Source organism: Mangrovivirga halotolerans (genome assembly GCF_026241165.1).
Lineage (GTDB): Bacteria > Bacteroidota > Bacteroidia > Cytophagales > Cyclobacteriaceae > Mangrovivirga > Mangrovivirga halotolerans.
Window position 1 is genome coordinate 118,733 of sequence record NZ_JAPFQN010000003.1, and the last position, 24,924, is coordinate 143,656.

Annotated in this window: 22 protein-coding genes; 7 read left to right on the forward strand and 15 right to left on the reverse strand. The window is 33.7% G+C overall.

Annotated features, from left to right (window positions below; genetic code table 11):
* Window positions 1-20 precede the first annotated feature (20 nt).
* Together OO013_RS04355 and OO013_RS04360 are read right to left on the reverse strand one after the other, a co-directional pair.
* Entirely contained in the window at window positions 21-1,193 is a 1,173-nt protein-coding gene (locus OO013_RS04355) for a baeRF7 domain-containing protein (RefSeq protein ID WP_266055453.1), read from the reverse strand.
* A 173-nt stretch (window positions 1,194-1,366) separates the two neighbouring features.
* The gene (locus OO013_RS04360; RefSeq protein WP_266055454.1) at window positions 1,367-1,588 is read right to left on the reverse strand and encodes a YwbE family protein; all 222 of its coding nucleotides are present in this window, start codon (window positions 1,586-1,588) and stop codon (window positions 1,367-1,369) included.
* A 207-nt stretch (window positions 1,589-1,795) separates the two neighbouring features.
* On the opposite strand from OO013_RS04360, the gene OO013_RS04365 reads away from it, so the two are divergent.
* From OO013_RS04365 to OO013_RS04375, 3 genes are read left to right on the forward strand one after another with little or no spacing between them, the layout of a single operon-like run.
* The gene (locus OO013_RS04365; RefSeq protein WP_266055455.1) at window positions 1,796-5,017 is read left to right on the forward strand and encodes a tetratricopeptide repeat protein; all 3,222 of its coding nucleotides are present in this window, start codon (window positions 1,796-1,798) and stop codon (window positions 5,015-5,017) included.
* A gap of 13 nt (window positions 5,018-5,030) precedes the next feature.
* Entirely contained in the window at window positions 5,031-6,968 is a 1,938-nt protein-coding gene (locus OO013_RS04370; protein ID WP_266055456.1) for a DUF3858 domain-containing protein, read from the forward strand.
* 4 nt (window positions 6,969-6,972) lie between these two features.
* Window positions 6,973-8,937, forward strand: coding sequence for a DUF3857 domain-containing protein (locus tag OO013_RS04375; protein WP_266055457.1), 1,965 nt, complete (start codon window positions 6,973-6,975; stop codon window positions 8,935-8,937).
* A gap of 65 nt (window positions 8,938-9,002) precedes the next feature.
* Here OO013_RS04375 and OO013_RS04380 read toward each other — a convergent pair whose 3' ends face one another.
* From OO013_RS04380 to OO013_RS04390, 3 genes are all read right to left on the reverse strand, one after another.
* On the reverse strand, window positions 9,003-9,428 hold the full coding sequence (locus OO013_RS04380; protein ID WP_266055458.1) for a hypothetical protein: 426 nt from the start codon (window positions 9,426-9,428) through the stop codon (window positions 9,003-9,005).
* A 167-nt stretch (window positions 9,429-9,595) separates the two neighbouring features.
* Complete coding sequence (locus tag OO013_RS04385) at window positions 9,596-10,015, reverse strand: DUF1801 domain-containing protein (RefSeq protein WP_266055459.1); 420 nt, start codon at window positions 10,013-10,015, stop codon at window positions 9,596-9,598.
* 4 nt (window positions 10,016-10,019) lie between these two features.
* Window positions 10,020-10,688 (reverse strand): haloacid dehalogenase type II, encoded by a 669-nt coding sequence (locus tag OO013_RS04390; protein WP_266055460.1) that lies wholly within the window; start codon window positions 10,686-10,688, stop codon window positions 10,020-10,022.
* 94 nt (window positions 10,689-10,782) lie between these two features.
* On the opposite strand from OO013_RS04390, the gene OO013_RS04395 reads away from it, so the two are divergent.
* Entirely contained in the window at window positions 10,783-12,096 is a 1,314-nt protein-coding gene (locus tag OO013_RS04395) for a hypothetical protein (RefSeq protein WP_266055461.1), read from the forward strand.
* A 41-nt stretch (window positions 12,097-12,137) separates the two neighbouring features.
* Here OO013_RS04395 and OO013_RS04400 read toward each other — a convergent pair whose 3' ends face one another.
* The 5 genes from OO013_RS04400 to OO013_RS04420 all read right to left on the reverse strand — a co-directional run bounded on the left by OO013_RS04400 (window position 12,138) and on the right by OO013_RS04420 (window position 16,675).
* Window positions 12,138-12,860: an acetolactate decarboxylase gene (locus tag OO013_RS04400; protein ID WP_266055462.1), complete on the reverse strand. Its 723-nt coding sequence runs from the start codon at window positions 12,858-12,860 to the stop codon at window positions 12,138-12,140.
* A 71-nt stretch (window positions 12,861-12,931) separates the two neighbouring features.
* Window positions 12,932-13,453 (reverse strand): peptide-methionine (S)-S-oxide reductase, encoded by a 522-nt coding sequence (locus OO013_RS04405; protein ID WP_266055463.1) that lies wholly within the window; start codon window positions 13,451-13,453, stop codon window positions 12,932-12,934.
* Entirely contained in the window at window positions 13,443-15,341 is a 1,899-nt protein-coding gene (locus OO013_RS04410) for a CocE/NonD family hydrolase (RefSeq protein WP_266055464.1), read from the reverse strand. The genes OO013_RS04405 and OO013_RS04410 overlap by 11 nt, the downstream gene beginning before the upstream one ends.
* A 74-nt stretch (window positions 15,342-15,415) precedes the next feature.
* Complete coding sequence (locus OO013_RS04415) at window positions 15,416-16,078, reverse strand: hypothetical protein (RefSeq protein ID WP_266055465.1); 663 nt, start codon at window positions 16,076-16,078, stop codon at window positions 15,416-15,418.
* A gap of 93 nt (window positions 16,079-16,171) precedes the next feature.
* Complete coding sequence (locus OO013_RS04420) at window positions 16,172-16,675, reverse strand: CIA30 family protein (RefSeq protein ID WP_266055466.1); 504 nt, start codon at window positions 16,673-16,675, stop codon at window positions 16,172-16,174.
* A gap of 145 nt (window positions 16,676-16,820) precedes the next feature.
* On the opposite strand from OO013_RS04420, the gene OO013_RS04425 reads away from it, so the two are divergent.
* The gene (locus OO013_RS04425; protein WP_266055467.1) at window positions 16,821-18,026 is read left to right on the forward strand and encodes a PHP domain-containing protein; all 1,206 of its coding nucleotides are present in this window, start codon (window positions 16,821-16,823) and stop codon (window positions 18,024-18,026) included.
* A 33-nt stretch (window positions 18,027-18,059) separates the two neighbouring features.
* Here the strand turns inward: OO013_RS04425 and OO013_RS04430 are convergent, their stop codons facing one another.
* The 4 genes from OO013_RS04430 to OO013_RS04445 form a co-directional block, all read right to left on the reverse strand.
* On the reverse strand, window positions 18,060-19,859 hold the full coding sequence (locus tag OO013_RS04430; protein ID WP_266055468.1) for a family 43 glycosylhydrolase: 1,800 nt from the start codon (window positions 19,857-19,859) through the stop codon (window positions 18,060-18,062).
* A gap of 180 nt (window positions 19,860-20,039) precedes the next feature.
* Window positions 20,040-20,486: a YybH family protein gene (locus OO013_RS04435; RefSeq protein ID WP_266055469.1), complete on the reverse strand. Its 447-nt coding sequence runs from the start codon at window positions 20,484-20,486 to the stop codon at window positions 20,040-20,042.
* Window positions 20,487-20,497: 11 nt separating this feature from the next.
* Window positions 20,498-21,328 carry a cyclase family protein gene (locus tag OO013_RS04440; RefSeq protein WP_266055470.1) on the reverse strand — a complete coding sequence of 277 codons (831 nt, stop codon included), beginning with the start codon at window positions 21,326-21,328 and terminating at the stop codon, window positions 20,498-20,500.
* 110 nt (window positions 21,329-21,438) lie between these two features.
* Window positions 21,439-22,095, reverse strand: a complete 657-nt coding sequence (locus OO013_RS04445; RefSeq protein ID WP_266055471.1) for a transglutaminase-like domain-containing protein — start codon at window positions 22,093-22,095, stop codon at window positions 21,439-21,441.
* A 104-nt stretch (window positions 22,096-22,199) separates the two neighbouring features.
* On the opposite strand from OO013_RS04445, the gene OO013_RS04450 reads away from it, so the two are divergent.
* A complete protein-coding gene (locus OO013_RS04450) occupies window positions 22,200-22,829 on the forward strand; it encodes a TetR/AcrR family transcriptional regulator (RefSeq protein ID WP_266055472.1) in 630 nt (209 codons plus the stop codon).
* Here OO013_RS04450 and OO013_RS04455 read toward each other — a convergent pair.
* A complete protein-coding gene (locus OO013_RS04455; RefSeq protein WP_266055473.1) occupies window positions 22,826-24,055 on the reverse strand; it encodes a DUF711 family protein in 1,230 nt (409 codons plus the stop codon). The genes OO013_RS04450 and OO013_RS04455 overlap by 4 nt on opposite strands.
* Before the next feature lie 223 nt (window positions 24,056-24,278).
* Here OO013_RS04455 and OO013_RS04460 point away from each other — a divergent pair, with 223 nt between their 5' ends.
* Entirely contained in the window at window positions 24,279-24,896 is a 618-nt protein-coding gene (locus OO013_RS04460; protein ID WP_266055474.1) for a thiamine phosphate synthase, read from the forward strand.
* Window positions 24,897-24,924 lie beyond the last annotated feature (28 nt).

Genomic DNA, 24,924 nt, shown 5'->3' on the forward strand with positions numbered 1-24,924 from the left:
ATTAAAATCATCTTTATTTTTTATCTGGCATATCTGAAAACACCATTAACCACACTCGTGTTGTCAGGCATTTCGTTTTCATCTGAAACATATACTTTACCGTTATGTTTAATTGTTTCAATTGCAGCCAGATTCAGTAGGTCAGCATCGCCTACTTTTCTAACTTGGTTGATTTCTATAGAATGATCTTTTAATCTATACTTACCCCATAAATGGGAATCTTTTTTGACAAATAAAGTTTCGGTTCTGCCAGCCATCGAAGCAGGAATTACAGTTTCAGGTGATGGTGCTGATTTTCCCTGGTTTAATTGAGCCTTATATTTTTCTTTGGCACTGGCACGGGTTGATTCAACCTGTGGTTTCATTATGTTCCAGGCTTTTTCTTTTAAGGTCAGTAAATCTTCATCACAAAAATTTCCTTCAATGTGCTCATTCATTAAATATTGATATTCGTTGGCATCCCTGTATATAGGGAATAAATAATCTACGCAAGCAACTATCATAGGTTTATCCTCATCATTTAATAATTTCATAAGACCGTCATTGATTTGTCTGAAATATTCAAATGCTTCTTCTTTTTTCTCAGTTTCATTTCCAGAGCCGTGTCCGTGATAAAGACCTTCAGCATCACCTGTCTCTCCCTGATTCGACCTTCTTCCAAGTTGTTTTTGTTCATAATCATATCCAACTGCATCTTCTAGTTGAGTTGGAACTAAATGACTAATGCCTACTTCTGCTATAGTATATCGGGTTGCTTCGTAAAGTTTTACATGGTCTAATGAAAGCTCAAGTATAAAATGAGTAGAAGAGTCATGTAACATTCCTGCTAGAGGCAATAGATAATACCTTTCGCTTACGTATGCATAACTTTTAAATTCAATTGGAATATGAAAAGTTTCCACTTCTTTGCCGTTGTAAAAAATTGCCAAACCGTCAGATTGGTAATTCCAAAAATCATTATCATCTAATAATTTAGCAATCGGCTCAAGATATGGTTCAGCTTCACTTTCTTTCATACCATGAATGGTCAGTTGATCTCTGGCTTCTTGTAATTGATTTTTTAGTTCTATTCTATCTTCATCCATTTCCTGACCCGGAGTACTTATCCTATGGGTAGGAATGTATATGCTGACGCAAAATGGTTTATGTACATCTGATAGTCTTTCAAAGTCTTTTGTTTTGAATATTTCCATGGCTAATTAAAAATTTCGTTGGGTAATTACTGTTAAATTTTAAATGAAAAAATCATGCCATGGCCACTACCAATATGTAGTCGCAATTTTTAAATAATAGCGATATTAATTTGTGGATTAAAAGTAGGATTATTTGTAGAATAATTTCTACATGATGAAAATAAATAAGAATATTATTTAACTATTTTTTTTACCCTGCCCACAGTGCCATCTTCCAGCATAACTTTAATTCCCCAGGGATGGCTATCAGACTTTGTGAGAAATTTTTTGATTATCCCTTCAGTTAATTCACCTGATTTTTGATGATGTTTTTGTACAACCAGAACTGTCTGACCAATATGTAGATTTTTTCTGGCTTTACCGACGTTAAGATCTTGACTTTCATTGTCTCCCATAATATTTTTTTATTGCTTGTTTATAATCTGACAAAAACTTACAATCAAAGATAACCTTAAAATCACCATATAGCCCTTTAAAGGTTAAACTTCACTTTCCTTCGACCAAATTATTAATAATTCTTTATTGTATTCTTACATTTTTTCATATCGATATCAAAATTGTATTATTTTAGAGTCATTTTTTTCGAAAAACCATTATTAACTATGTTTCGATTTTTTATTATATCAGCATTTATCTTTGTTAATGTGTTTACTTATGCCCAGGTCAAATTAATCAATGGAGATAGTTTGATCGATGCAGGCATTCAACTGCATGACGAAGAGAAATATGAAGAGGCTATTCGCCTTTTTGACCAGGTTAATCCCGGAGATACAACTTATCACACTGCATTAATCGAAAAAGCAAATTCTCTTGTTGCCTTAGAGAAATATGATGAAAGTATTACTCTGATCAAATCGCTTTTGGAATTAAATACAGAACATAAAGCAATGGCCTATAATCTCATAGGAACAGCTTTTGATGAAAAGGAAGATGCAGATTCTGCCATTTTTTACTATAAAAAAGGCCTGAAAGAGTTTCCTTATCATACAAGTTTACATTATAATTTAGGTGTGACTTTATATCATCAGGAAAATTATGAAGAGGCGATTAAAAGTTTTCAAACCGCTCTTTATATAAATCCTTTTCATTCAAACTCTCACCTTTTTTTAGGAGAAATTGCAGTTAAAAATCAAATGCCCACTAAGGCATTCTTATCATTTGGTACTTATCTCGCTATAAATCCAGGTAATAATCAAATCCTGGTAATCTTAAACAATGTTTTATTAGGAAATGCTGATGAGTATGGTGAAATAGATTATAACTTAGATAATTCAACTTTTAAGGAGTTAGATCTAATAATTAATTCAAAAGCAGCTTTGAAAGATGATTTTAAATCAAATTTAAAAGTTGAAGCCCCGGTAGTACAGCAATCTGAATTGATTCTTGAGATGCTCGAGTACAAAAAGGGAACTGATGATTTCTGGATGGATTTTTATGTGCCGTTTTACACCTCAATCCAAAAAGGTGAATTTACTGAGCCATTTATTTATACCCTCTTAGCTTCTACGGATATTAAGGATGTAAAAAAATACTTTAAAAAGAATAAAGATTTAACAAAGGAATTTTATGGCTTCGCATATGATGAATTTTCTAAACTCAGAGTTTATAGAGAGGCGATTGTTAATGGGAAAAAGGATGTATATGCAACCTGGTTCTTTGATAACAATTATCTAAATGCAATTGGAAACGAAAATGAAAATGAGGATCCAATCGGTCCATGGGAGTATTATTATTCTAATCAACAGCTTAATGCTATAGGCACCTTTAATAAGGAAGGAGAAAAGATCGGAAAATGGACTTATTATTACCCAGATGGCCGATTAATGAAAGTGGAAAATTTTAATGAAGAAGGCCAGCTTCACGGACCGGCAGAATTTTATTATAAAAATGGTAAAATTAAAAATGAAGTGGATTTCAAAAATGGTGAGCTAGATGGAAAGTTGAAGATTTTTTATCCATCAGGTCATTTAAAAGAAGAGATCACATATGTAGAGGGGAAAGAAGAGGGGCCTGGTACAGGATTTTATGTTACAGGTGAAAAGTATTATGAATACACAAACAAAGCTGATGAGCTAGAAGGCGAATTCACTTACTATTTTAATGATGGTTCAATATATCAAAAGATCAATTTTTCAGATGGAAAGCGTGATGGTCTCTATGAAGATATATTTATTAACGGAGAAGTATACGAAAAAGGCCAATATGTTAATGGAAAGGCAGAGGGGCATTGGGAATGGAAGCATTTTAATGGCCAACTATCTTATGAAGGAGAATTCAAAGAAGATAAAAGAACAGGTGTCTGGAATGAATATTACAGTGACGGAACCCAAGAGGAAGAGGAGTTTTATAATGAAGAAGGGGAATTAACTAAAATAATAAGCTACGATAAAAAAGGTAATAAATATCTCGAATACACTCTCGATGGGGGAAAACTGACATCCTATGTTTATTATAATAAGGAAGGAGATGTTTTATCAGCAAGTCCTGAAGGGAAATTAACTTATGAGTACAAATCTTTTTATCCTAATGGTTCAAAATTTGAGGAAGGCAGGGTTAAAAATGGTTTTAAAACAGGTGAATTTAAAACCTATAATAAAGCTGGATACCTGTCAAGTTTAACGAATTATAAAAAGGGTAAAAAAGAAGGGCCTGCCTATGACTACCACCCTAATGGTAATGTTAAAGTTGAAGTGATTTATTCTGATGGTGTAACCAATGGTCTATATCGTGAATACTATGAAAATGGCAATCTTAAATTAGAGGGATGGTTTATAGATGATGTTCAGCAACAAACCTGGAGGGACTATTATCCTGACGGAACTATTGAATCTGAGAAATATTACCTTAATGGTGACCTTAATGGTGAGTCTAAGGAATTTGATTATAAAGGTCAGCTAAGGTCGGTAGAATGGTATTCAGAAGGTTTGCTAACAGCGATAGAAAGGTATGATGAAGAAGGAAACCTTTATCAGAAACAATTATTTGATCTGGGTAGTGGGAAAGTCAACTCAACTTACCCTGATGGTACTTTATCAAGGAAAACGACCCTTAGAGGCGGGAAATATGTTGAAGATGTCATACTATATCATAAAAACGGTAAGGTAAAAAGACATTTTCCAGTTAAGTATGGAGAGATATGGGGCGACTATAAAGAATATCATGCCAACGGTGAAAAGAGAGAATCAGGGAAATATGTGAATGGTAAATTTCAGGGTAAATGGCAATTTTTTGACATCGATGGAAATTTATATGCTGAAAGAGAATTCCAGAGGGGGGATATTAATGGAACTGTAACGTATTATCATACAAATGGGAAAATAGATCGAATCTATCCTTATGAGAATAATCTTACGCAAGGAGTTGTGAAATATTTTGCGGTTGATGGAGAGCTTCAAATGGAGAAAATGTTTAAAGATGATATTCCTGTAAGCTATCGTTATCTCAATGAAAATGGTGAATATACTGATTGGATTTCTTTGAATAACGGTAATGGTCAGGTAGAAGCTTATTTTGCCAATGGGAAATTATCTTGTAAGCAGAAATTTGTAAATGGCGAACTCGATGGCAACCTGGAATACTATTATTCAAATGGACAAATTGAAATCAAAAGAGAATTTGATAAAGGTGTTCAGACAGGTGAGGATAAAGAATATTATACTGATGGCTCTCTTAAGTATTCAGTTACCTATAAGGATGGTTACAAACACGGCGAAGAGACATATTACTATAATAATGGTCAGGTAAAAGCAGTTTATAAGTACCATTACGGTAGTTTAATCGAAGATCCGGTATACTACACTCCACAGGGTAAATTAGTTCAATAAAAACGTTTTATAGATGAGATTTTTTAATGTATATCTGGCGATATCGATACTAATTTTTTTTGCAAATAGAATAACTGCTCAAAAGATTGATGAAGATGAGATCTCAAGATTGAGAGAGGTATATCCTGAATCTCAGGTTATCTTTTTAAAATACATTGCTGATATAGATGTTTCAGTAAAAGGAGATTCATTATATGTTGAGAAGAAAAATTTTGAGAACACTTTTTATTTAGGGAGTCAAGTGTCTCAATTTGCGAAGGATAGAATATATAGTAGTTCTTTCTATGAGCTAAAGGATATTGAAGCCTATTCTTTGGTTCCCTCAGGAAGAAGATATAAAAAAGCTAATGTTTCAAGCTTTAAAGAGTCATTTAATAAAAACTCAGACTTCTTTTACGACGATTTTAAAACGATCAATTTTGTTTTTCCCGGTATAGAACAAAATGCCCAGTCTGTTTTATCTTATACTGAGATTTACGAGGAACCAAGATTCGGAGATAAATTTTTCTTCCAAAGTGGCATGCCTTTAGATTACGCCAGATTTTCAGTTACAGTTGATGAAAAAATAGATATAGAGATATCAAAATTTAATTTTGAGGGTTATGATATTAAGGTTACTGAAGAAAAGCTAAAGGGAGATCGAATACGATATACTTTCGAATCGAAGGAGATTCAAAAATGGGAAACCGAATCAAATTCACAAGGGATATCGTTTTATGCCCCACATGTTGTTTTCAGAATAAAATCATTTGTTGACAGCCAAGGAGTAACACATAGAGTACTTGATGACCTGAATGATTTGTTTGCATGGTATAGTGATTTTGTTGGTGATCTGGCGACGAAAAAAGATTTAAAAATCCAGGAGGTAGTTGATGAGCTGATTTCAGAAGATGATACTGAAATCGACAAAGTCCGAAAAATTTATTACTGGGTCCAGGATAATATAAAATATATAGCTTTTGAAGATGGTATGAGAGGCTTTATACCGCATTCCGGAGCTTATGTTTGTGAGAAGCGGTATGGAGACTGTAAAGATATGGCGAGTATCATAGTTAACATGTTGCATCACGCTGGTATTAAAGCCCATTTTACCTGGGTAGGAACCCGGTCTATACCATACAAGTATACTGAGCTGCCGACTACCATGGTAGACAATCATATGATAGCTACTTATAAGAGTGGAGAAGATTATTATTTTCTTGATGCTACAGCTCAGTATTTGCCATTTCCTTTACCTTCATCCATGATACAGGGAAAAGAAACGTTAATCAAAACTGACGATGGATTTGAAATAGTTGAAGTTCCGGAAATTGGCTACGAAGAAAATGTTATGAATGATACCATCAGAATAAAACTTGATGAATCAACTATTTTTGGTAAAGGCAATGTGAGTTTATCAGGATATGCCAAACTATTCAATGCTTTTAATCTCATTCAATCTGATGAAAAAAGTGTAAGTGACTATCTTAATTATTTATTAGCAAAGGGTAATAATAAGTTTCTGATCGATGATTACGATATAGCTAACTTGTATAATCGCGACTTACCTATAGAGGTGGATTATTCTTTTAATCTTTCGGATTACTACCGTAATATAAATGATGATATTTATATCAATTTGAACCTGGACCGGGCAATGGACAATTTTATTTTTGAAAAAGACCGAAAATTACCATATGAAAACAGGTTTAGGTATACGAATAAGATAGTTACAATATTAGAAAAACCGGAAGGATATGAGCTTTCATATTTACCAGAGAATATAACTTTTGAAAATGATTTACTGGCTTTTACGATCTCATATAATGAAATGGATGGAGAAATTATAATGGACAAGACCTTGAAAGTAAAATATCTGACTCTTCAACCAGATGAATTTGATGAGCACAATAAGGCAGTTAAGGAATTAAATAAAGCTTACCGCGAAGCAATAGTTTTAAGTAAAAAATAATAAGATGAGAATTTTTTCGACTTTTGGAATATTATTTTTGACAGTATTATCTGTAATGGCACAGCGGCCAATTGGATATGACTGGCAAGAGAATAGAGAGCCTTATAAACTTTCTAAAGTGGAGGAAGAGGAAGGAGTATATCTTCTGAAAAATCATATTCAATTTGAGTATGTGTATGAAGGAGATGAATTGTTTCTTTATAAGACACTCCATAAAATCATAAGAGTTAACAATGATGAAGCGCTAAATGAAAATAACAGAATATATATATCCATGGATGGAGCTGTTGATCTTGTTGAAATTCATGCACGTGCCATTCAGGAAGATGGGGAAATCATCGAACTCGATAAAAATAACATCAAGGAAGTAAAAGATGAAGAGGCTGGTCGAGGTTTTAGAATATTTGCTATTGAAGGTGCTGGGGTAGGGAGCGAAATTGAATATTTCTATACTATTAAAAGGGAGCCTAAATTTTTTAGTCGCGATTATTTACAAGGCCTGGCTAAAGTAAAGCATGCTAGTTATGCTTTTGCTACCCCCGCAAACCTGGTCTTTGAATTTAAATCTTATGGAGGATTTCCGGAGCTTGAAGAAGTAGAAAGTGAGGAAGAAGAACCTGAATTCACCATATTAAAAGGTGAGATTCATAATGTGCCTCAGCTTGAAAAAGAGAGTTTTGCTATTATTAATGAATACAGACCAAGGGTTGATTTTAAGCTTACCTATAATCTATACGCTGGTCGTTCTAAAATTTTTTCATGGGAAGAAATAAGTAATAAAATATCCAAACAAACATATTCGATTGAAAAAAGAGAGCTTAAAGATCTCGAAAAATGGATAAAAAAGCTTGATGTTGAGGATCTTGCTTCCTATGAAAAGATTGCAAAAATTGAAGATGCTGCTAAGAAAGAATTTTTTGTAGAAAATAATAGTGGTGCATCTTCGAATATCAGTTCAATTATTGATAATAAGGTTACAACGGATTTTGGAATATTCCGCTTTTTAATAAATGCGGCTGAATTGTTAGGTGTTGATCATGAAATTGTTTTTACAAATAATAGAAACGATGTCAAATTTGATGGAGACTTTGAATCATATCTTTATTTAGATGATTATTTAATTTACTTTCCTGAGTCGGGAGATTTTATTGCTCCTGATAAACCAGAATATCGCATTGGGCTTATTCCTTCTGAGTTATCTGCAAATAAAGGACTGTTTATAAGGAGAAAGATTGTGAGAGATATGATTATTCCAATTGTTGAAGTCAGAGAGATACCAGCTCATGATTACACCAAAAATTTTGACAATCTTGAGATCAAAGTGTCTTTTGATGAAAATGTTGAAAAAAATGCAATCTCAGTTACTCGCTCATTTAAAGGATACACGCCGAGCATGATTAAGTCGGTTATTCCATTTATTGAGGAAAAGCAGAAAGATGAAATATTAGAAGACCTTATTAAATTCATATCACCTGATGCTGAATTTAACTCCAAAGAATTTGCTCAGCTAGATTTGGAATGGTCTCAATGGCATGAACCGATGGTGATAAAAGGAGATATCACCTCTTCTCATTTTATTGAAGTTGCGGGTAACACTATTTTATTTAAAGCTGGAGAATTGATTGGTCAACAATCAGAATTATACCAGGAGTCAGAACGTAAAATGGAAGTGGTAAATGCTTATAATAGAGGGTATAAAAGGACAATAGAGATAACTATTCCGGAGGGATATAAAATTGAAAACCTTGAGGACTTAAATATAGAAGAAGTAACTAAAAATGAGGCTGGAGAAGAGATTTATCTCTTCAAATCAGAATATACAATTAAGGATAATAAATTGATTATTAGTATTGATGAACTATATGATCAAATATATTACCCTGCTGATAAGTTTGAAGATTATAGAAAAGTAATCAATGCAGCAGCTGATTTTAATAAGATTGTACTAGTAATGAAAGAAACAGTTTAATGCTGTCAATAATAGTATAAGAAAGGCCACTTTTTTTAATAAAGTGGCCTTTTTTCATTAAACCGCTATTCTAAAATAAAATTTATTGCTTTATCAGGGTCAGAAAATATTTTTGCTGGCCGTCCTGTCATTTTAATAATTGTGTTAATATAATATTTTTTGAATGGTGAACTATCGGAAACTATACCTGTTTTGTCAACTCCTAATTCCTTTGCTTTAGGAGAAATTGTTGATTCGAAGTATTTTCGGGCTTCTATCGAAATTACTCCTTGTTTTCGGATGTCAGAATAAAAACCAATTACTTTTCTGTCCTCTGCTAATTTGATTAACCGGTCAAAAGTATTGGTATAGTTTTCAGTTTTAATAAATCCATCCCATATTACCCCTGCTATTTTCAGGTCTTTTGAATAATAGGCAGTTACATAAGGCTCTTCAAAAAGTACGTTTTCTTCATTAATGAGATCGGTTGCTTTAATTTCCTGTATTTCCATAGATTAAAAAGTTTAAACACATTCTTAATTTGTTGAAAAATGATTGCTTAAACAGGAAGATGTAATAAAACAGTTTAAAATTAATGTTATTAATGTCAAGATGCTTATAAAGTTTTGTGTAATTCTTATTTTGAGGAATTTTGTATTAAGAAAATAGATATTTTAATCTATTTAATATATTTCTTTTTCATTAAAAGATATGAGTCGGAAATGAGGGTTTTGAGTATGTTCAGGTCGATGTCATCAAGTTTGTTCACGTAAAGACATGATGAACCTGTTCGATGTTTACCTAGCTTTTCAAGGAGAGTTGTATAACCTTTAAAGCCAGTCATTATATAAATACTTAAATTTTGCTTTCTGGGAGAAAAACCTGTTATAAACCAGTCTCCTTCTCTGCCACTATTATATTTATAGTGGTATTGGCCAAATCCGATAATATTCTCTCCCCATATCCTTGGTTTTTCACCTGTTTGTTCTTGCATTATTTTTAAAAGAGTCTGACAGTCTTCTTTTCTTTTAATGTGTTCAATGGATTCAATAAACTCATCAATAGATCGATTGGTAGGTTGGGTTTTAAGGGTGGTCATATTGCTATTTTTTTAATATTTTAAAAATCTCTTCCAATGATTTAACCTCATGATCAGGCTTAAATTCCCATGGATCAAAAGTAGACCCCGTCCTGTTTAACCAGATGGTTTTGATCCCACAATTTGAAGCTCCAATTATATCAAAAGAATTACCAGAGATCAGATAAACTTCCTGAGGTTCAGCATTCAACTCTTTTAATAAATAAAAATAAGCTGATTTGGTCGGCTTATAGACTTGTATATTTTCCAGGCTAATTGTCTTTTCGAATATTTTTTCGATTGAATTATATTGGAATAATGCTTTTAAGCTTTCTTCACTCCCATTAGAAAAAGCATTTATGGAAAACCCAATATTTTTTAAGTTTTGAAGAGATTTATCAGTATCATCAAATTTCGGAAGAGATCTATAAGAATTGATTATTTGTATTCTTTGATCTTTACTTAATTGTATGCCTAATTCATCGCAAGTGAATTCTAATGCCTGATCAGTTACTGTATCAAAATTGACATACAGATCCATTGCGGCTCGTCTAAATGAATATTCCAACTGCTTGGATCTCCATATTTTAATAAATTCTTCAGTATTAAGACCAATATGAGTTTTTAGAATTTCAGCAATTCCGGAAGTATTAATTATGGTGCCATAAATATCGAAGGCTAATTTGATATTCATTTATCTACATTATTTGATTATATATATAATTTATTGAACTTATTTGTTAAATTAAAATTCATATAATGATTAATCAGAGCTTTAAATTTCAATTGTGAAAGCAAAGAGTGACGTACTTAGGTTAGTTTCTCTGGTAGTGCTGATACTAATTGTATTGGTATTATGCATTAAACTATTATTCGATTTTCGAAAAATAAAGTCTTTTGAAACAGCCATTGCAAAAGATGCAGGAGTTATAATACGATTGAATACTGATAAGATTTTCCGCAAAGTAACTGTAAATGCGATTTTACATCCTGGATATTATTTAAGTAGTGATGATCCGGATAGCTTACAAGATCAACTATCCGATCACGGCATATTATTACCGGGAAATGTATTTATATTTTCACTGGAGCAATACCCAGGCTCTTATTATATGAATTTACCTTATGAAGATCATGATAAGGCTTCAGCTTTCGTTAAAAAATTAATTAAAACAGATACGCTGATTCCATATGAGGGAATCTTATCCGGAGTATCTGAGGACGGTACCTTACAGGCAGCCCTTAAAAATAATAGATTTATAATTGCTTATCATGTAGAAAATCAATTGCACGGACCTTCAGCTGCAGAAATGTTTGATGAAGAATATTTAGACTTAAATAGTGACCCTGTGCTCCAAGCTGTAAAAAAATCAAGGGCCGACCTGTTAATCTATGGTGAAAAAGAACGTCATGAAATTAATTTTAACAATGGGGAAATAACCTGGAAAGGTACAATGATGACCAGAGCAACTACTGAAGCCTTTAGTGCAATCAAAGATATAGGCCAAAGAAAACAGGGAAGTATTAGAAAACTATTGACTCATATAACCGGGGTGGTTATCGGTAATGATGATGCTGTAGCACTCAATAAATTGTTTGAAAAGGATATTCATGATCTGGATATCTATATAGGAGGCACTACCAGGTTACTAACAGAAAAATCTGAAAATAATTTCTCTGAATTAAATGGGTTTTCTTCGTTATCTAACGATTACCGTGTGCTTCCTGCTATTCAGTTTAGAATGATTTCCTCAGATAAACATGACACAACATTTATAGATGAAGAAGACAAATACGATTTTATACCTTTATTTAGGTTAGATCCTCTAAAGCCTTATTCAGATACCGTGTTATTAAGTAATATGCCTGAATTGCAAGTTGAAAAATTCGAAGTTAATAATAAATTTTTAGACCTTAATATCGATTTTGATTCCTGGTCAGATTCTGTAGACCTTCCTGTTGGTGAAAATTTATTTGATGATCTGAGTTACCTGAATTTTGAGATAATTAAAGAAAGTGATCAGTATTATTTAAGTGGCCATATTAGAATGGATAATAAATCCATTAATAGCTTTGTTATACTACAAGATCTGGTCGAATAATTAGCTTTTACATAATTCTTAAGATAAGTAACTGAAAAATACTACTCCGTTGAGATTAGTAATTCTGTTTGAAATGTCGGGTCAATTCTGATATCATCAACATGACCCATCATTGCTTTATCTTTAGTTATGAGGTGCATATGAATATTGCTGTCATGATGCGTGAAAATACCATGGTGCTTTCTTGAATAAAACCCAATGATTTCAATGTCATTATTTATGATTTCAAGATTTTTGCTTGATTGATGAATTGATTTTTTTGTTACTTTTTTGTCTTCCTTGTATTTAAAATTTAAGATGTGAATTTTTGAGGAAATAACAGTAGCATTTATTTTAAAACAGAATGCCTCGAGATTTCTTTTTTTAGCCACTTCATTCAAATGTGATTCAATCGATCGTAATGATAATTTGGAAGAATCCGGTATTTGGACTTTCTCAAAAGTTTTAAAAAATCCGTGAACAAAAAAAGGGGCTTTTATGTGATCGGTTTTTTCAACTCTAATTTGGTTATCGTTAGTTATTACAGATCTATAAATGTCCCCGGCAATTATTAATATTTCACCCTCCATATTTTCAGCTGGCCCTAATCCATATAAATTATCAGAAATATTTAATGAATCACTATCCAAATGCGGAGTTATGTCTCCATTTTTCATCACATTTTTCAAACTTCCCGATGCGATAATCTTTACTTGAGAATCTGCATTTTCACACGAAGTGAGAAGAATTAAAAGCCCTAATAATGTTGAAAGAATGTATTTCATTTAATTAATGATATAGGCCTCTAAACAGAGGTTTTTAAAAATATTATTATGTGATAAGCAAATATACTTTTCTATTTTTCATCTTCAATTATTTTTAAAGATTTGGAGTCCATGAAATGTCTGTGGGATGAAAGTAGCATTTGGAGTTTGGGAATGATGTATGTTTTACAGAAAGGAGCCTGAGGACGCGTAAAAAAATAATTAAGCTGTTCTTCTTTGTTGAGTTTGAATTTTTTGAACTTAATAATTTTCGTGATGAAATCTTTATTTAAGTTTATTGATAGCTGCCTGAGTCCTGCAGCAACAGGTTCATAATGACTATCCTTGAAAATATAAATAGCGGATCTGTATTTTGTTCTTAAGGTGTGTGATGAGGTACTGGAATGAGTTAGCAGATGAATTTCCAGAACAGTGTTGAGAGGAATAATGTTTTGATCAAATTCGAAAATAATCCCCTCAGAAAATTCATGGTAGGGTGGTTCTCCGGAGATCCAGCCCTGTTGAACATTATCAATACCCTTTATGGATCTGAATATACCTTCAGTACACCAATGGCAACCACCACCCAGGCCTATTTTGATTTTATTCTTCAAAATTTAACTCACCTATGACCGGTAAATTTATCTGAGAAGGATACTTTTTTGAGTGATGAATAGAATTTTCAGCTGTAATTCCTTCAGACTCATTAAAATTATCTCCACCAGTATTTAGGTTTCTTGCAAAACGGGGAAAATTGCTACTAGAAACTTCAATTCTTATTTTATGACCTTTTTTAAAGAAATTGCTGGTGGACATCGGAGTTAGGTCTACTTTATATACTTTTCCTTCTTCCATGAATACTTCTTTATCATATCCCTCTCTGTATCTAACACGTTGAATTGTTTCATCCAGGTTATAAGCTGTCCCATCAGGATAAACATCAATGATTTTTATGGTAAGGTCAGTATCTTTAACATCGGATGACAAATACAATGAAGATTCAATAAAACCACTGATTTCTACACCTTTCTCCAAAGCGGGAGTAGTATATACAAGAATGTCATTTCTCGTTTCCATAACTTGTTGATCAAAAGCACCGCCTTTAACAGCATTTCCTGTGCAACATACATTGCCTCCGTATGAGGGCACAGGATTCATAGGATCGTAAGTATAAGTATCGGGATGGTCTTTAGATGGTGCTGACTCCAGTAACCTGCCATCACCATATAAACTATTTGCATTACCATTACTTGAAAGAAATAGCGTTGTCATTTTTGCAGGTTCTGGAGGCCATTCTTCTGCCGTGTTCCATTGATTGACACCCATTGTGTAATACCTCACCCTCGGTAAAGTGTCAAGAAATTGTTTTGATTCTCCTTTAAGCCACACATCAAACCAGCTATAAACCAGTTCGTCATAATTAAGTCTGGCATCCCCAACACTTCTTTCCCCAACAACAGTATTTTCGGTTGCTCTTTTATAAGCACAATGTAAAGTTGGAGCGATTACCAGGTACTGATTTTCTGCGACTTCCTTATCTTCAATGTTGTTTCTGACGTGATTAAATAAAGCAAGATTTGGGCTAATCGATACATCGTACCAGGAGGCAAACCAAAAACTGGGAACTCCAAAACCCATATCATCATGGTACAAACCTCCTTTATACCATTCAGGATCATTGGGTTTTCTCCTCACCATTTCTTCAAAAACACCAATGGGTCCGTTTACATTTTTTATTATATCCTGAATTGGCAGGTGTTTTAAGCCTTCTGACCAGTCTACAGAAGGATATTCAGGAGCCATGTCATAGAATCTTTGAATTCTTTGAAGATCTTCCTGACTTATATTTTCAGGTAGTTTTGGTGCCATTGCATCATGTTGAGTGTGGTATAACCAGGCAAAGAAAAGCATCTGCTCAGCACCACCACGATACCAATTTCCTTGCTCATAAAACTCACCTACGCGACCAACTCCAGCTCCATAGCCTTGCGGAACCATTGCAGCATGAGAAGGGTGATCTAAAGCTGCAACTGCCATTTGCCATTCAGCAGTACTTGAACACCCTAATGTCCCGATTTTACCGTTACTCCATTCCTGATCTGCCAACCATGAAAAGGCATCGTATCCATCGGTGAGAGGGGTGCCGAGAATATCCCATTCACCTTCTGAAAAGAAACGGCCCCTTTCATTCTGAACAACATAAGCATAACCGCGTTTGACTGCTTCATAAGCTCTTTGAAGTGTTCGTGTGCTTAATTTGCCATCGCGATAAGTGTTGAAGTTATATGGGGTCCTTGAAAATATAATTGGTACTGGTTTATCAGTTTTTGGCCTGTAAATATCAGTAGCAAGTCTGACCCCATCTCTCATAGGCATCATAACTTTCTGATCTATAATGGCTATTCCTTCTAATTCTTTCAGAATTTTAGAATCCTGAGCTAAAAGGTTAAATGACAAAAATAGAAGTAATGAGGTTATTCCAAGTAGAACTGATCTTTTCATTGGTGATGGATTTGTGAATAAACAAGATAAAAAATTATCTTGTTTATTCACAAATTACTAACACCCTCCTTTGGTTATTTGATTATCCTTATCTTCCAGGCTATATCTAAACTAATAGAATGCTGGTAAGAAGATTCAAATTGATCTAGGGAAATAAAAGTTGGCCTGTATACGAATCCTAAATGAAAAGCTCTTCCCAACTGGTAATAATAGGAACCTACCAGTCCGAGGGATTTGTTTGTAAGTCTTGGCATATAATCATCATATCCTTCCTCTTCTGGTTTTACATTATCCATAGAATAAACGACACCATATCCCAGCTTATGTCTTTTAATTTTATGATTGTGTGAAAGTGAGAAATAACTCGAGGATATTTGGTCGTAATTTACCGGAGCAAAAACTGGTATTGGTGCTGGTACAAAGTAGTTAACAATACCTCCTCCTGTTAAATTTATAAAGGAATTATCTTTATAATAATAATCAAAACCAACAGAGATTCCCATAAAACCTGTATCGTTGATTCTTTTATCTGGATAGCTTACTGAAAAATTGTTGATGTATGGTATTGAGATATTCCAAAATACTTTTCCTGTATAATTATCAATACGATATTTCCTTTTTTCTTTTTTGGATAATGATTTGTAATCTGTTGTGTCTGTTTGTGAATAATTAATATTATGATTTCCATGTACGGACAATGAAATAAATAGCAGGCATAAAAAATATACTGTCCTCATTTTTGTTTTGGTTTGGTGAGTAGTTATTTAGAATGATTAAAAATAAGAGTGTTTTTTAAAAAAAACAACAAGTTCATATACTAATACCTGTTTTTATTTTTCTGACTTTATATAGATGTTATCTATCAATAATTTAAAGTCTTCTTCTTTTTTATTTCCAATGAGGAATCCAATTTCCTGAATCTGATTTCCCTGGAAATCAGGAATGTTTAATTTATTACCTCTGTACCAGGGGATTAGTTGATTTAAAGGGATTTCAATTATTTCCCAATTTCCGCTTGTATCAAAGTAATGGATATAAGAATGGGAGTCGTTTTGAGATTTCTTAATTCGTAATTGATACCTTTTACCTTCTCCTTTGACTTTTATTACTATTGATGAATAGTTATTGATCTTATTTATGTCAAACCGATGTCTGACGGAACAAAAGCCACCATTATTTTCTAATGAAACATGGCCCTTGAATACTCCATGACCAGAGTTACTTAAATAGAATTGACTATTCGAAACTCCACCCATTACATCGTCATTCACAATTTTCCATTCACTGATATCAGAATTTTTTTTGAAATCGAATATTTCAATTGTGGTAGTCATAAGGAATATATAAGCTAATACATAATACATGGGAAAATAGAAATGTTTTATTATTTATACCTCTAACCTAACAGCATGTTTTATTTCTTCATTTTTGATTAATTTAAGATAAGCAATCTTTAATTGCCTATCTGATAATTAATTTATGGTAAAGCGAATCACTTTATTATCAATTATTCTTCTAATTTTTTCTTGCTGGCCGGAAAAGGAAGTGACCAGTAAAGCGAAATGGTATAAAGGTAATCTTCATACCCATTCATTTTGGAGTGATGGAAATGATTTTCCGGAGATGGTTCTGGGCTGGTACAAGGATAATGGGTATCATTTTGCTGTAATTTCTGATCACAATATTCTCCAGGAGGGAGAAAAGTGGAAAATTGTTTCAAACAATAAAACAAATACTATTGCCTACCTGAAATACCTTAGCAAATATGAAGATAATTGGGTAGAAGAAAGGGAGAATGAAAAAGGTGAAAAGTTTGTAAGGCTCAAAACACTAGATGAAATAAAGCCTGTTCTGGAAGTGCCTGAAGATTTTATAATAATTCAATCTGAGGAGATCAGCGACAGCTACAACGATAAGCCTATACATTTAAATGTAACAAATATTCAGAGCCTAATCATGCCAGCCGGAGGAAAATCTGTTTCTAATGTGATTCAGAATAATATTGACCAGGCAATTAAGCAGCGGGATGAGACCGGTATACCAATGATTATTCATTTAAATCACCCGAATTTCATGTGGGCCGTTACTCCCGAAGACATTAAAAAGTTAAAAGGGGAACGCTTTTTCGAAATTTATAATGGTCATCCACTAGTTAATAATTATGGTGATTCACTAAGGCCTGGGATGGAAGAAATCTGGGATATTGTTCAAACTTCTTATCTAAAAGAAGGAAAACCATTGCTTTATGGTTTATCTGTTGATGATGCTCATCACTATCATAAATTTTCAATTGATAAGATTAATCCGGGCAGAGGATGGGTAATGGTAAAATCTGACACACTTTCTCCGGGTGCAATAATAAACTCTCTGGAAAAGGGTGATTTTTATTCTTCCACAGGAGTAATATTAGAAGATATAATTTTTGAGAATAATACTCTTCAGGTAATCGTCAGAAAAGATCCTAACGTCAATTATAAAATACAGTTTTTTGGAAATAAAGTGTCAAACGGAGAGGGAGGGACAGAATTATTATTAGAAGTGGAAGGAACCACAGCTTCTTATACTTTGACAAAAGAAGACCTCTTTGTAAGAGCGAAAATAATATCTGATAAGTTAAAAGAAAATGCTCAGTTTGTTGGTGAATTTGAAGTTGCATGGGTTCAGCCAGTATTGCCAAGAAAGTAAATAGCCTAAATTTCTATTGTAGTAAATATTAAACTATTTGGTAGACTGAACATCGCTTCTTTCAGAAATACCATTTTCATTAAAAGCTTCAACTTGATAGTAATATTCCTGATCTGTATTTAAAGCTCTTAGTTCGTAATTATTTTTATCGTACATCAAAGCCGAAAGGTTTAGCTTATCAGGTTCAATTCCCCAATAAATAACATATCCCATTGCTCCTTTTACCGGATCCCAGGTCAGATCCGCATTTCTTCTGTCCTCCTGCCTTACCACATTAAAATTTTTCGGGATTTTCGGAGCTTTCTTTTTTCCTTTCCCAAAGACTCTTAACTCTGAAATTGACAAATATTCATTCGTACAATAGACGTGGTCATATCGGATATATCGTGCCTCAACTGGTTCTTCAAATTCAACATATGCGTGAGGAATATCTTTTTGGTTATCTGAATAATCTGCTACAGTGGTCCAGTTTTTTCCATCCAGGGAAGTTTTAATCACAAATTGGTGTTTTAAAGTATCGGGCCGACCAAAAATCTTACTATTGAAGTCCTGAAAATTGATTTGAACAGCCATAATATTCATATTTTCCTCAAGATCTATATCAACATAAATAGAATCATTATTAGATTCAGAAACCCAGTAAGAGCGAATTTCCTCATCATTAATTCTTTTAATACTAAAGTCAGTTATTTGTTCAAGCATATAACCAGAACTACTTTCATCAACCACATGTATGTCTTTTTTCACTAATGGAGAATTTGTCGTTACTGGTTTGTTGTAGGATAAAAGCATCCATCCGGTAAATCTTTTCTTATGTTCTGTGACTTTTTCATCAGGAAGGTAATGAGGGTAATCTCCATAGGCTGTATTTACATACATATTCCCATTATCTTCAAAACCTGCAGGATACATGCCGATGCGACGTTCAAATTTATAATTTACTGATATTGCCATGGTAGCAAAATGCCAATAGTTACCATTGTTATCCCTGACCGTACTTCCATGTCCTGAGCCTTTTAAAAATCCACCGGGTTTATAAGAAATAGGGTTGTATGGAGCGTATTCAAAAGGCCCTAAAGGATCTTTACTGGTATATACTCCATCTGCATATACATTCCACTGGGTTCCCGGCGCTCCATATTCCAGGTAATAGGTGTCGCCGTGTTTGACCATCCAGGGGCCTTCGATATATGGATCTAAATCAGATTTATGATCCTGCCCGAATCTTTCCCAGCCATGTTTATCTGGTTCAAGATTAAACAAATCTTTTTCTTCACCCATGGGGACAAAGTAATTATCGGGATCAAGTTCGACTACACGGATAGGCCATTTATTAGAGGATTCTTCGTACAAAAACACCCTGCCATCATCATCTACAAAAAGACAGGGATCTTGTATGCCCCCGGGAGGATTAAGAACGGCATAATTTGTTTGCCAGTCTCCTATCTCAGGATTAGCAGTTTCAATTACCGGGCCACGGCCTGATGGATCACCATAAACGATTATTTTATCTTTATATACTGCTGCCGCCGGAGCATTTGAGCCTTTAAAATACCAGGCCACTGGTTTGATGAATTTCCAGGTGCTCATATCCTCTGAGACCCAATAGCCATGAGAGCGAGTTACAAATAAATAATATTTCCCATTGAAGTTTACAACTGCAGGATCCGCTCCCGAACGATAAGATACATCAGTTCTGGCTCGATAGTGTGACATGTATGAGTAATCTATGTCGATTGGATTACAATAAGTGGTTTTTTCCTTTTTCTGAGCGAATATCGTTAAGTTGAAAAGGATTAAAACTGGCAGAATAATTTGGCAGATGGTTTTCATGGGGACTAAATTTTTCTGTTATATAAAATACAAAATTTATGTATCTGACAGAAAGTTTAATTCATGTTTTTAGGGGGGATATGTGGAATTCATGAGTAGGGATAGCGAATAATCACATTGAGGCTTATTGATTTGTCATTACGGAAAAAGGATATTTTTATAATTCTAAAACTAACTTTCTTAATCCCAAATGTACTTCCATTGACCATCAGGCATTTTTTTCCAAACAGTATGAAAATATCCTTCTAAGACAACTTCCTTGCCTGCACTATCCGCAGATATCCATTTATATTTTCCCCAGGTCGATGCTAATGTCCCATCATTAGAAATTTCAATTACTTCTGGTTTCCAATAAGCCTTTGCCAAATTATACTTCTCTGAAGAATAGTACTTTTTAATACCTTCTTTTCCTTTGATTAAATTGTTTGCACCTCGTAATATTACTGCATTTGGAGCTGCGTAATTATAAAATGCTTCAGCTACACCATTTTCCAGCAGATCTTCATTAAAGCTTTTTTCAACTTGAGTGATTTCATACTTAACATCTGATTCTGTTGGCTGGTTATTTTTTTGGTAATTACAGCCTGAGATTAACAACAAGCCTATTAATAAATTAATTGTTTTCATTTTGAAATAAATTAAAGAATGGCAATAATTCTCAATGGGCCTCCGCTACCACCTTTGATCTTTATTGGCAATGCTATAATAGTAAATCCGGTATCTGGCAGCTGATTCATGTTCGCCACATTTTCAAAAGCAGGGATGTTTTCTGTGAGGAGGATTACATGACTTTTGAAATCTGATGATTGACCATAATCAATACTTGGAGTATCAATGCCAACAGCTTTTACCTTTCTTTCTTTGGTCAACCATTCGGCGGCTTCCGGAGAAAGACCAGGGAAGTGTAGGTCTTTGATTGCTTCAGTACCTCTGGCAGATGTGCCAAGGTATTTCTCTTTGTCAGGATAATTTGATGAATGACCGGTATATAAAAGAATAATGCTATTATCTGGTATTCTTCCAGTCTGTTGTTCCCATTGTTTCAAATCATTTATAGTTACCAGATAATCAGTGTTTTTGGATGCATTTTTAGATACATCAATCTTAATACCGGTTCCAATGATTTGTTTTAGAGGAATTTCGTCTACACTTTGTTTTCCTTTGGCAAAGTGTATCGGCGCATCAATATGAGTTCCACCATGCTCAGCCATGCAAAAGTTGTTGGCTGAATAAAAAAAACCATTGTCAGTCTCTCCATAGGCTACTTCCTCTAATTCGAACTCCTTGGCGGTAACCCAGAATATCGTCTCCTCAGAATAATCATAGGTAAGATCTACAATCTTAGAATTAATAATCTGACTGGAAAGATTATCGGATTCCTGATCGACAGAAGTGGTTGTATTATCAGATGCTGATTCTTTGCATGAGAACAGCAGACCAATTAATGTAAAGATAATTAAGGTTTTCATGGGTATTGATCGATGATACCCTATTAAGATAATCCATTTATTTCTTTAACTCATTAATTTATAAGGGTTTATTATTGTCTGAGCCTTCAAAAGTATAAATAGAAATCACACTAATTAATAGCTATTCCTCCATGTTTAATTATTTCATCAATCAGGTGTGGGTAATGTTTGGCTAGTTCTGATATCATTAATTGATAGGGTATGTCCTGAAAAGTTCCATAATCGTGAAGGTATTCCATAAATCTACCTCCTTTATTGCTGTACTCCTGAAAAACTGCATCATGTTCACCATCGAATTCCAGGGGTTCTACATCAAGTTTTTGGCATAATTCCTTATTAAATACCGGGGTTACCTTAATCCATCTATTGTTAAAATAGATTTCCGAATATCCATGGAAAACAAGTTTATTGGTCTTAAGAATTTTTTCAAGTTTTTCGGTGCCAATATGGTTGGTTACAATAGCAAATCCCATTCTTGCCGGTACATCCATTGCACGGACTGCAGCAGTGAAAAGATTACTCTTTTCTATGCAATAACCATAATTTCTTGAGGTTATGTGGCTAGCTTTAATAGCTTCTTCAGAAAAGTCAAGCCTATAGGGGTCATATCTAAAGCCATCTCTGACGGCATAATATAAAGCAATCAACTTTTCTTTAGTGTCGGAAATGCCTGCTGTATGCGTTTCCATGAACCTAACCACTTCAGGATGGTCAGAATCGATGTATTTTGATGGTTTAGTATACTGGCTTAATTCAGAAGTCTCCATACTAATTTTTTTGTCTAAAAAGGGTAGATTTAGGCATTAGTGCCTAACAAATCTATGCATAAAAATTATTTTTTTAGGTATAAATGCCTAATTTTATTTTTCACATGAATAAAACAAAGGAAAAGATTTTATTAAAGGCACTTAAACTATTTAATGAGAATGGTATTAGTGCAGTTTCAAGTAAAACGATAGCTGAATCTATTGGGATCAGTTATGGTAATTTATGTTATCATTTCCCGCGAAAGGACGATATTGTTTTAGCCTTGTATTTAAGAATGCAAAAGGAGGTTGATGCAGAATTTAAGTTAATGCAAGAAGAAGTGTTGAACTTTGATTTTGTCCTGGACAGACTTAAAGTATTGTTTGCAGTTCTTTATAAATACAAATTCATTTATTTAGGTATCACTAAGGTGATAAGACACTATGATCATATTAAACATCATGCCATTGAACAAAATGATGAAAGAAAAAGGATTTTAGAGGGGTTATCGGAATTTTTAATAGACAATGGCTATATGCTCCATTTTCATAATGATAAACAAAAAGCATTATTTATTCACTCTCTTCTGCTGGTTAGTAACTCCTGGATCGCGGATTCAGAAGTATTTTATTCAGGTAGAGAGGATGATAAAGTTGAATATTATATGCAATTATTTTTCAGTATGATCAGGCCTTATCTTACAAAAAAGGGGAGAGAAGGGTTTAGAAAAGTCTATGTTGAAATTGAAAATTAATCAAGGTTCATGATTGTACACCCTGTGAGATAGGGGTTGTCAGAATAAAAGTAGTATCCTTTATCTTTACCTGGAACAATAAAAAGTCGAGCAGAGAGAGCTTTATCTTCGTATTTTAATGAAAGTGCTGCAATATCATGAAGAAGGCCTGAAATTTGTTCCATAGAAATATTTCCGGGTAACGGCACAACATCTAAACCAGTACCTGAAACAGCAGAATATAATAATAATTCATGCACATCATATCTGCCCTCCATTGCTCGTTTTGCTAATGTTTTATCTTCTAAAACCGGAAGCATGAGGCCTGAGTACCCACATCTTTTTACGTTCACAGTTTTTAAAACATCGGTAATCATTGAGCAGGCTCTTAAAGTAGAGGGTTCGCCAAAAGGTGCTCCGCTCAATTCTTCAATAGCCTCGCCAATACTTGCATCAAGCCCTGGTGCTGGTGAAGTATCTATTCCATAGTAATTATAGCCATCGAATGTTTCATCTATATCAATGGCAATATTTTCAATAGGTTTGAAAAGACTGTCGAGATCATTTTTTAATATTTCCTTTGATTTTTCGTCAAACCATCCTTTACTCAAAGATCTTTTCAGGGCGTTTGGAGATTCCAAGCCTATACTAAAATTATTTTCACCTTCATGATAAGCTGCCGGGAAAAAAGGTGTGCCCGGAGGGACATTTGCAGAGGCAGTAAATCTAAAGTTTCCAATTCCTCTCTCCGAATTTTGAGCAATTGCCATAATTGTTTCGGAAGCCGCTTGAATAGACTTTGGCATTACGCCAGACTCTTTTGATGAAATGGGAATACTAAAATTAATACGTTCTGTATTATTAATAATTTTTATAGCTAGTAAAGAAGCTTCCTGGCTGTATGTGTCAGGAGGAAGGATTTGGCCAATCGAAATTTCAACATTATATTTTTTTGCCAGGTCGTCAATTTTTTTCAGAAAAATAATATTGGCAGTAATTGTGGACTCAGCATATAAATGAAAATTTTGGGTAGCTATACGAATAGTTTGAACCTCATAACCTGCTAAAGTATATTTTTCCCGTGCGTTGTTAAGAAATTCTACTGCCTTGTCAATTGATTCGGTATCATTGATATCTTCCAGATTTATGCCTGCTGTGATTGTTCTGATTTTGATGCCTGATTCAGGATATTGTGCATGAATCAATAATGGAAAGAAAATTAATATTAATTGAGTGATGATTTTCATTTTTCAACCGATTAAATGCGATGTACGATTTACCTCCGAACAGGTAAACATAAATTAGCTCTTCAAGTCAATATTACTAAATTATTTATAGGATTTTTATAAATATTCTTATTTTAAATAACCAATTGCCATATTTTCCGTCTTTTTAAATCACGAAGATTGTTGTAAGGTTTGTGGGCGTAAAGTTTACAAAATAATTTTAAGATACGTATATTAGGTAACTATGAAAGAATCTTATTTTGATATTACGGGTGGATTGATGCTGTCGTTTGACGCCAGTTCCCAAAAAGAGCTTTTATTGAAAAGTATAAAGTCAGCACTCATTGGTGGAGTCGATGTAGTTGGCCTATATAATACAAAATACATAAAAGGTCTTCCACACGAATTAATTAATGAGATTAATAGAGAAGCTGGTAAGTTTGATGTTCCCCTTATTGTGATTGATCACTGGGAAATGTTAAATGAAGCACATTTTGATGGAGTATACTTTACAGGAATTCCTGAGGATTTTAATAAAATTGAACAAAAATTATCAGGTGATTTTATTTTAGGTGTTGAATGCTCTTCAAAAGAGGAGGTGATTTGGAGTAATGAAAATGAATCTGATTTCTGTATAATTAATATTAAAGCATTAAGTGAAGGTGAAATAAAAAAACTTAGTGAGATTAATACCCGAACTTTATTTCTTGCCGGTATTGCAAATAGAGAAGAATTAAAAAACTTCCGGGAAATCTCTTTTGATGGGGTGTTTCCCGACAAGGATGCTGTAGACGGTAAGAATTTTCTTCAGATTACAGAGAGCTTTAAAACTGCTCTCAGCATGGTGTTCTCTCACGAGTAAGTGGTATTAGCTTCACTACCAAAAAAAT

Coding starts and splice junctions, on each gene's coding strand:
- OO013_RS04355 (WP_266055453.1), bottom strand. CDS start 1,193: ATGGAAATATTCAAAACAAAAGACTTTGAAAGACTATCAGATGTACAT.
- OO013_RS04360 (WP_266055454.1), bottom strand. CDS start 1,588: ATGGGAGACAATGAAAGTCAAGATCTTAACGTCGGTAAAGCCAGAAAA.
- OO013_RS04365 (WP_266055455.1), top strand. CDS start 1,796: ATGTTTCGATTTTTTATTATATCAGCATTTATCTTTGTTAATGTGTTT.
- OO013_RS04370 (WP_266055456.1), top strand. CDS start 5,031: ATGAGATTTTTTAATGTATATCTGGCGATATCGATACTAATTTTTTTT.
- OO013_RS04375 (WP_266055457.1), top strand. CDS start 6,973: ATGAGAATTTTTTCGACTTTTGGAATATTATTTTTGACAGTATTATCT.
- OO013_RS04380 (WP_266055458.1), bottom strand. CDS start 9,428: ATGGAAATACAGGAAATTAAAGCAACCGATCTCATTAATGAAGAAAAC.
- OO013_RS04385 (WP_266055459.1), bottom strand. CDS start 10,015: ATGACCACCCTTAAAACCCAACCTACCAATCGATCTATTGATGAGTTT.
- OO013_RS04390 (WP_266055460.1), bottom strand. CDS start 10,688: ATGAATATCAAATTAGCCTTCGATATTTATGGCACCATAATTAATACT.
- OO013_RS04400 (WP_266055462.1), bottom strand. CDS start 12,860: ATGAAATACATTCTTTCAACATTATTAGGGCTTTTAATTCTTCTCACT.
- OO013_RS04410 (WP_266055464.1), bottom strand. CDS start 15,341: ATGAAAAGATCAGTTCTACTTGGAATAACCTCATTACTTCTATTTTTG.
- OO013_RS04415 (WP_266055465.1), bottom strand. CDS start 16,078: ATGAGGACAGTATATTTTTTATGCCTGCTATTTATTTCATTGTCCGTA.
- OO013_RS04420 (WP_266055466.1), bottom strand. CDS start 16,675: ATGACTACCACAATTGAAATATTCGATTTCAAAAAAAATTCTGATATC.
- OO013_RS04425 (WP_266055467.1), top strand. CDS start 16,821: ATGGTAAAGCGAATCACTTTATTATCAATTATTCTTCTAATTTTTTCT.
- OO013_RS04430 (WP_266055468.1), bottom strand. CDS start 19,859: ATGAAAACCATCTGCCAAATTATTCTGCCAGTTTTAATCCTTTTCAAC.
- OO013_RS04435 (WP_266055469.1), bottom strand. CDS start 20,486: ATGAAAACAATTAATTTATTAATAGGCTTGTTGTTAATCTCAGGCTGT.
- OO013_RS04440 (WP_266055470.1), bottom strand. CDS start 21,328: ATGAAAACCTTAATTATCTTTACATTAATTGGTCTGCTGTTCTCATGC.
- OO013_RS04445 (WP_266055471.1), bottom strand. CDS start 22,095: ATGGAGACTTCTGAATTAAGCCAGTATACTAAACCATCAAAATACATC.
- OO013_RS04450 (WP_266055472.1), top strand. CDS start 22,200: ATGAATAAAACAAAGGAAAAGATTTTATTAAAGGCACTTAAACTATTT.
- OO013_RS04455 (WP_266055473.1), bottom strand. CDS start 24,055: ATGAAAATCATCACTCAATTAATATTAATTTTCTTTCCATTATTGATT.
- OO013_RS04460 (WP_266055474.1), top strand. CDS start 24,279: ATGAAAGAATCTTATTTTGATATTACGGGTGGATTGATGCTGTCGTTT.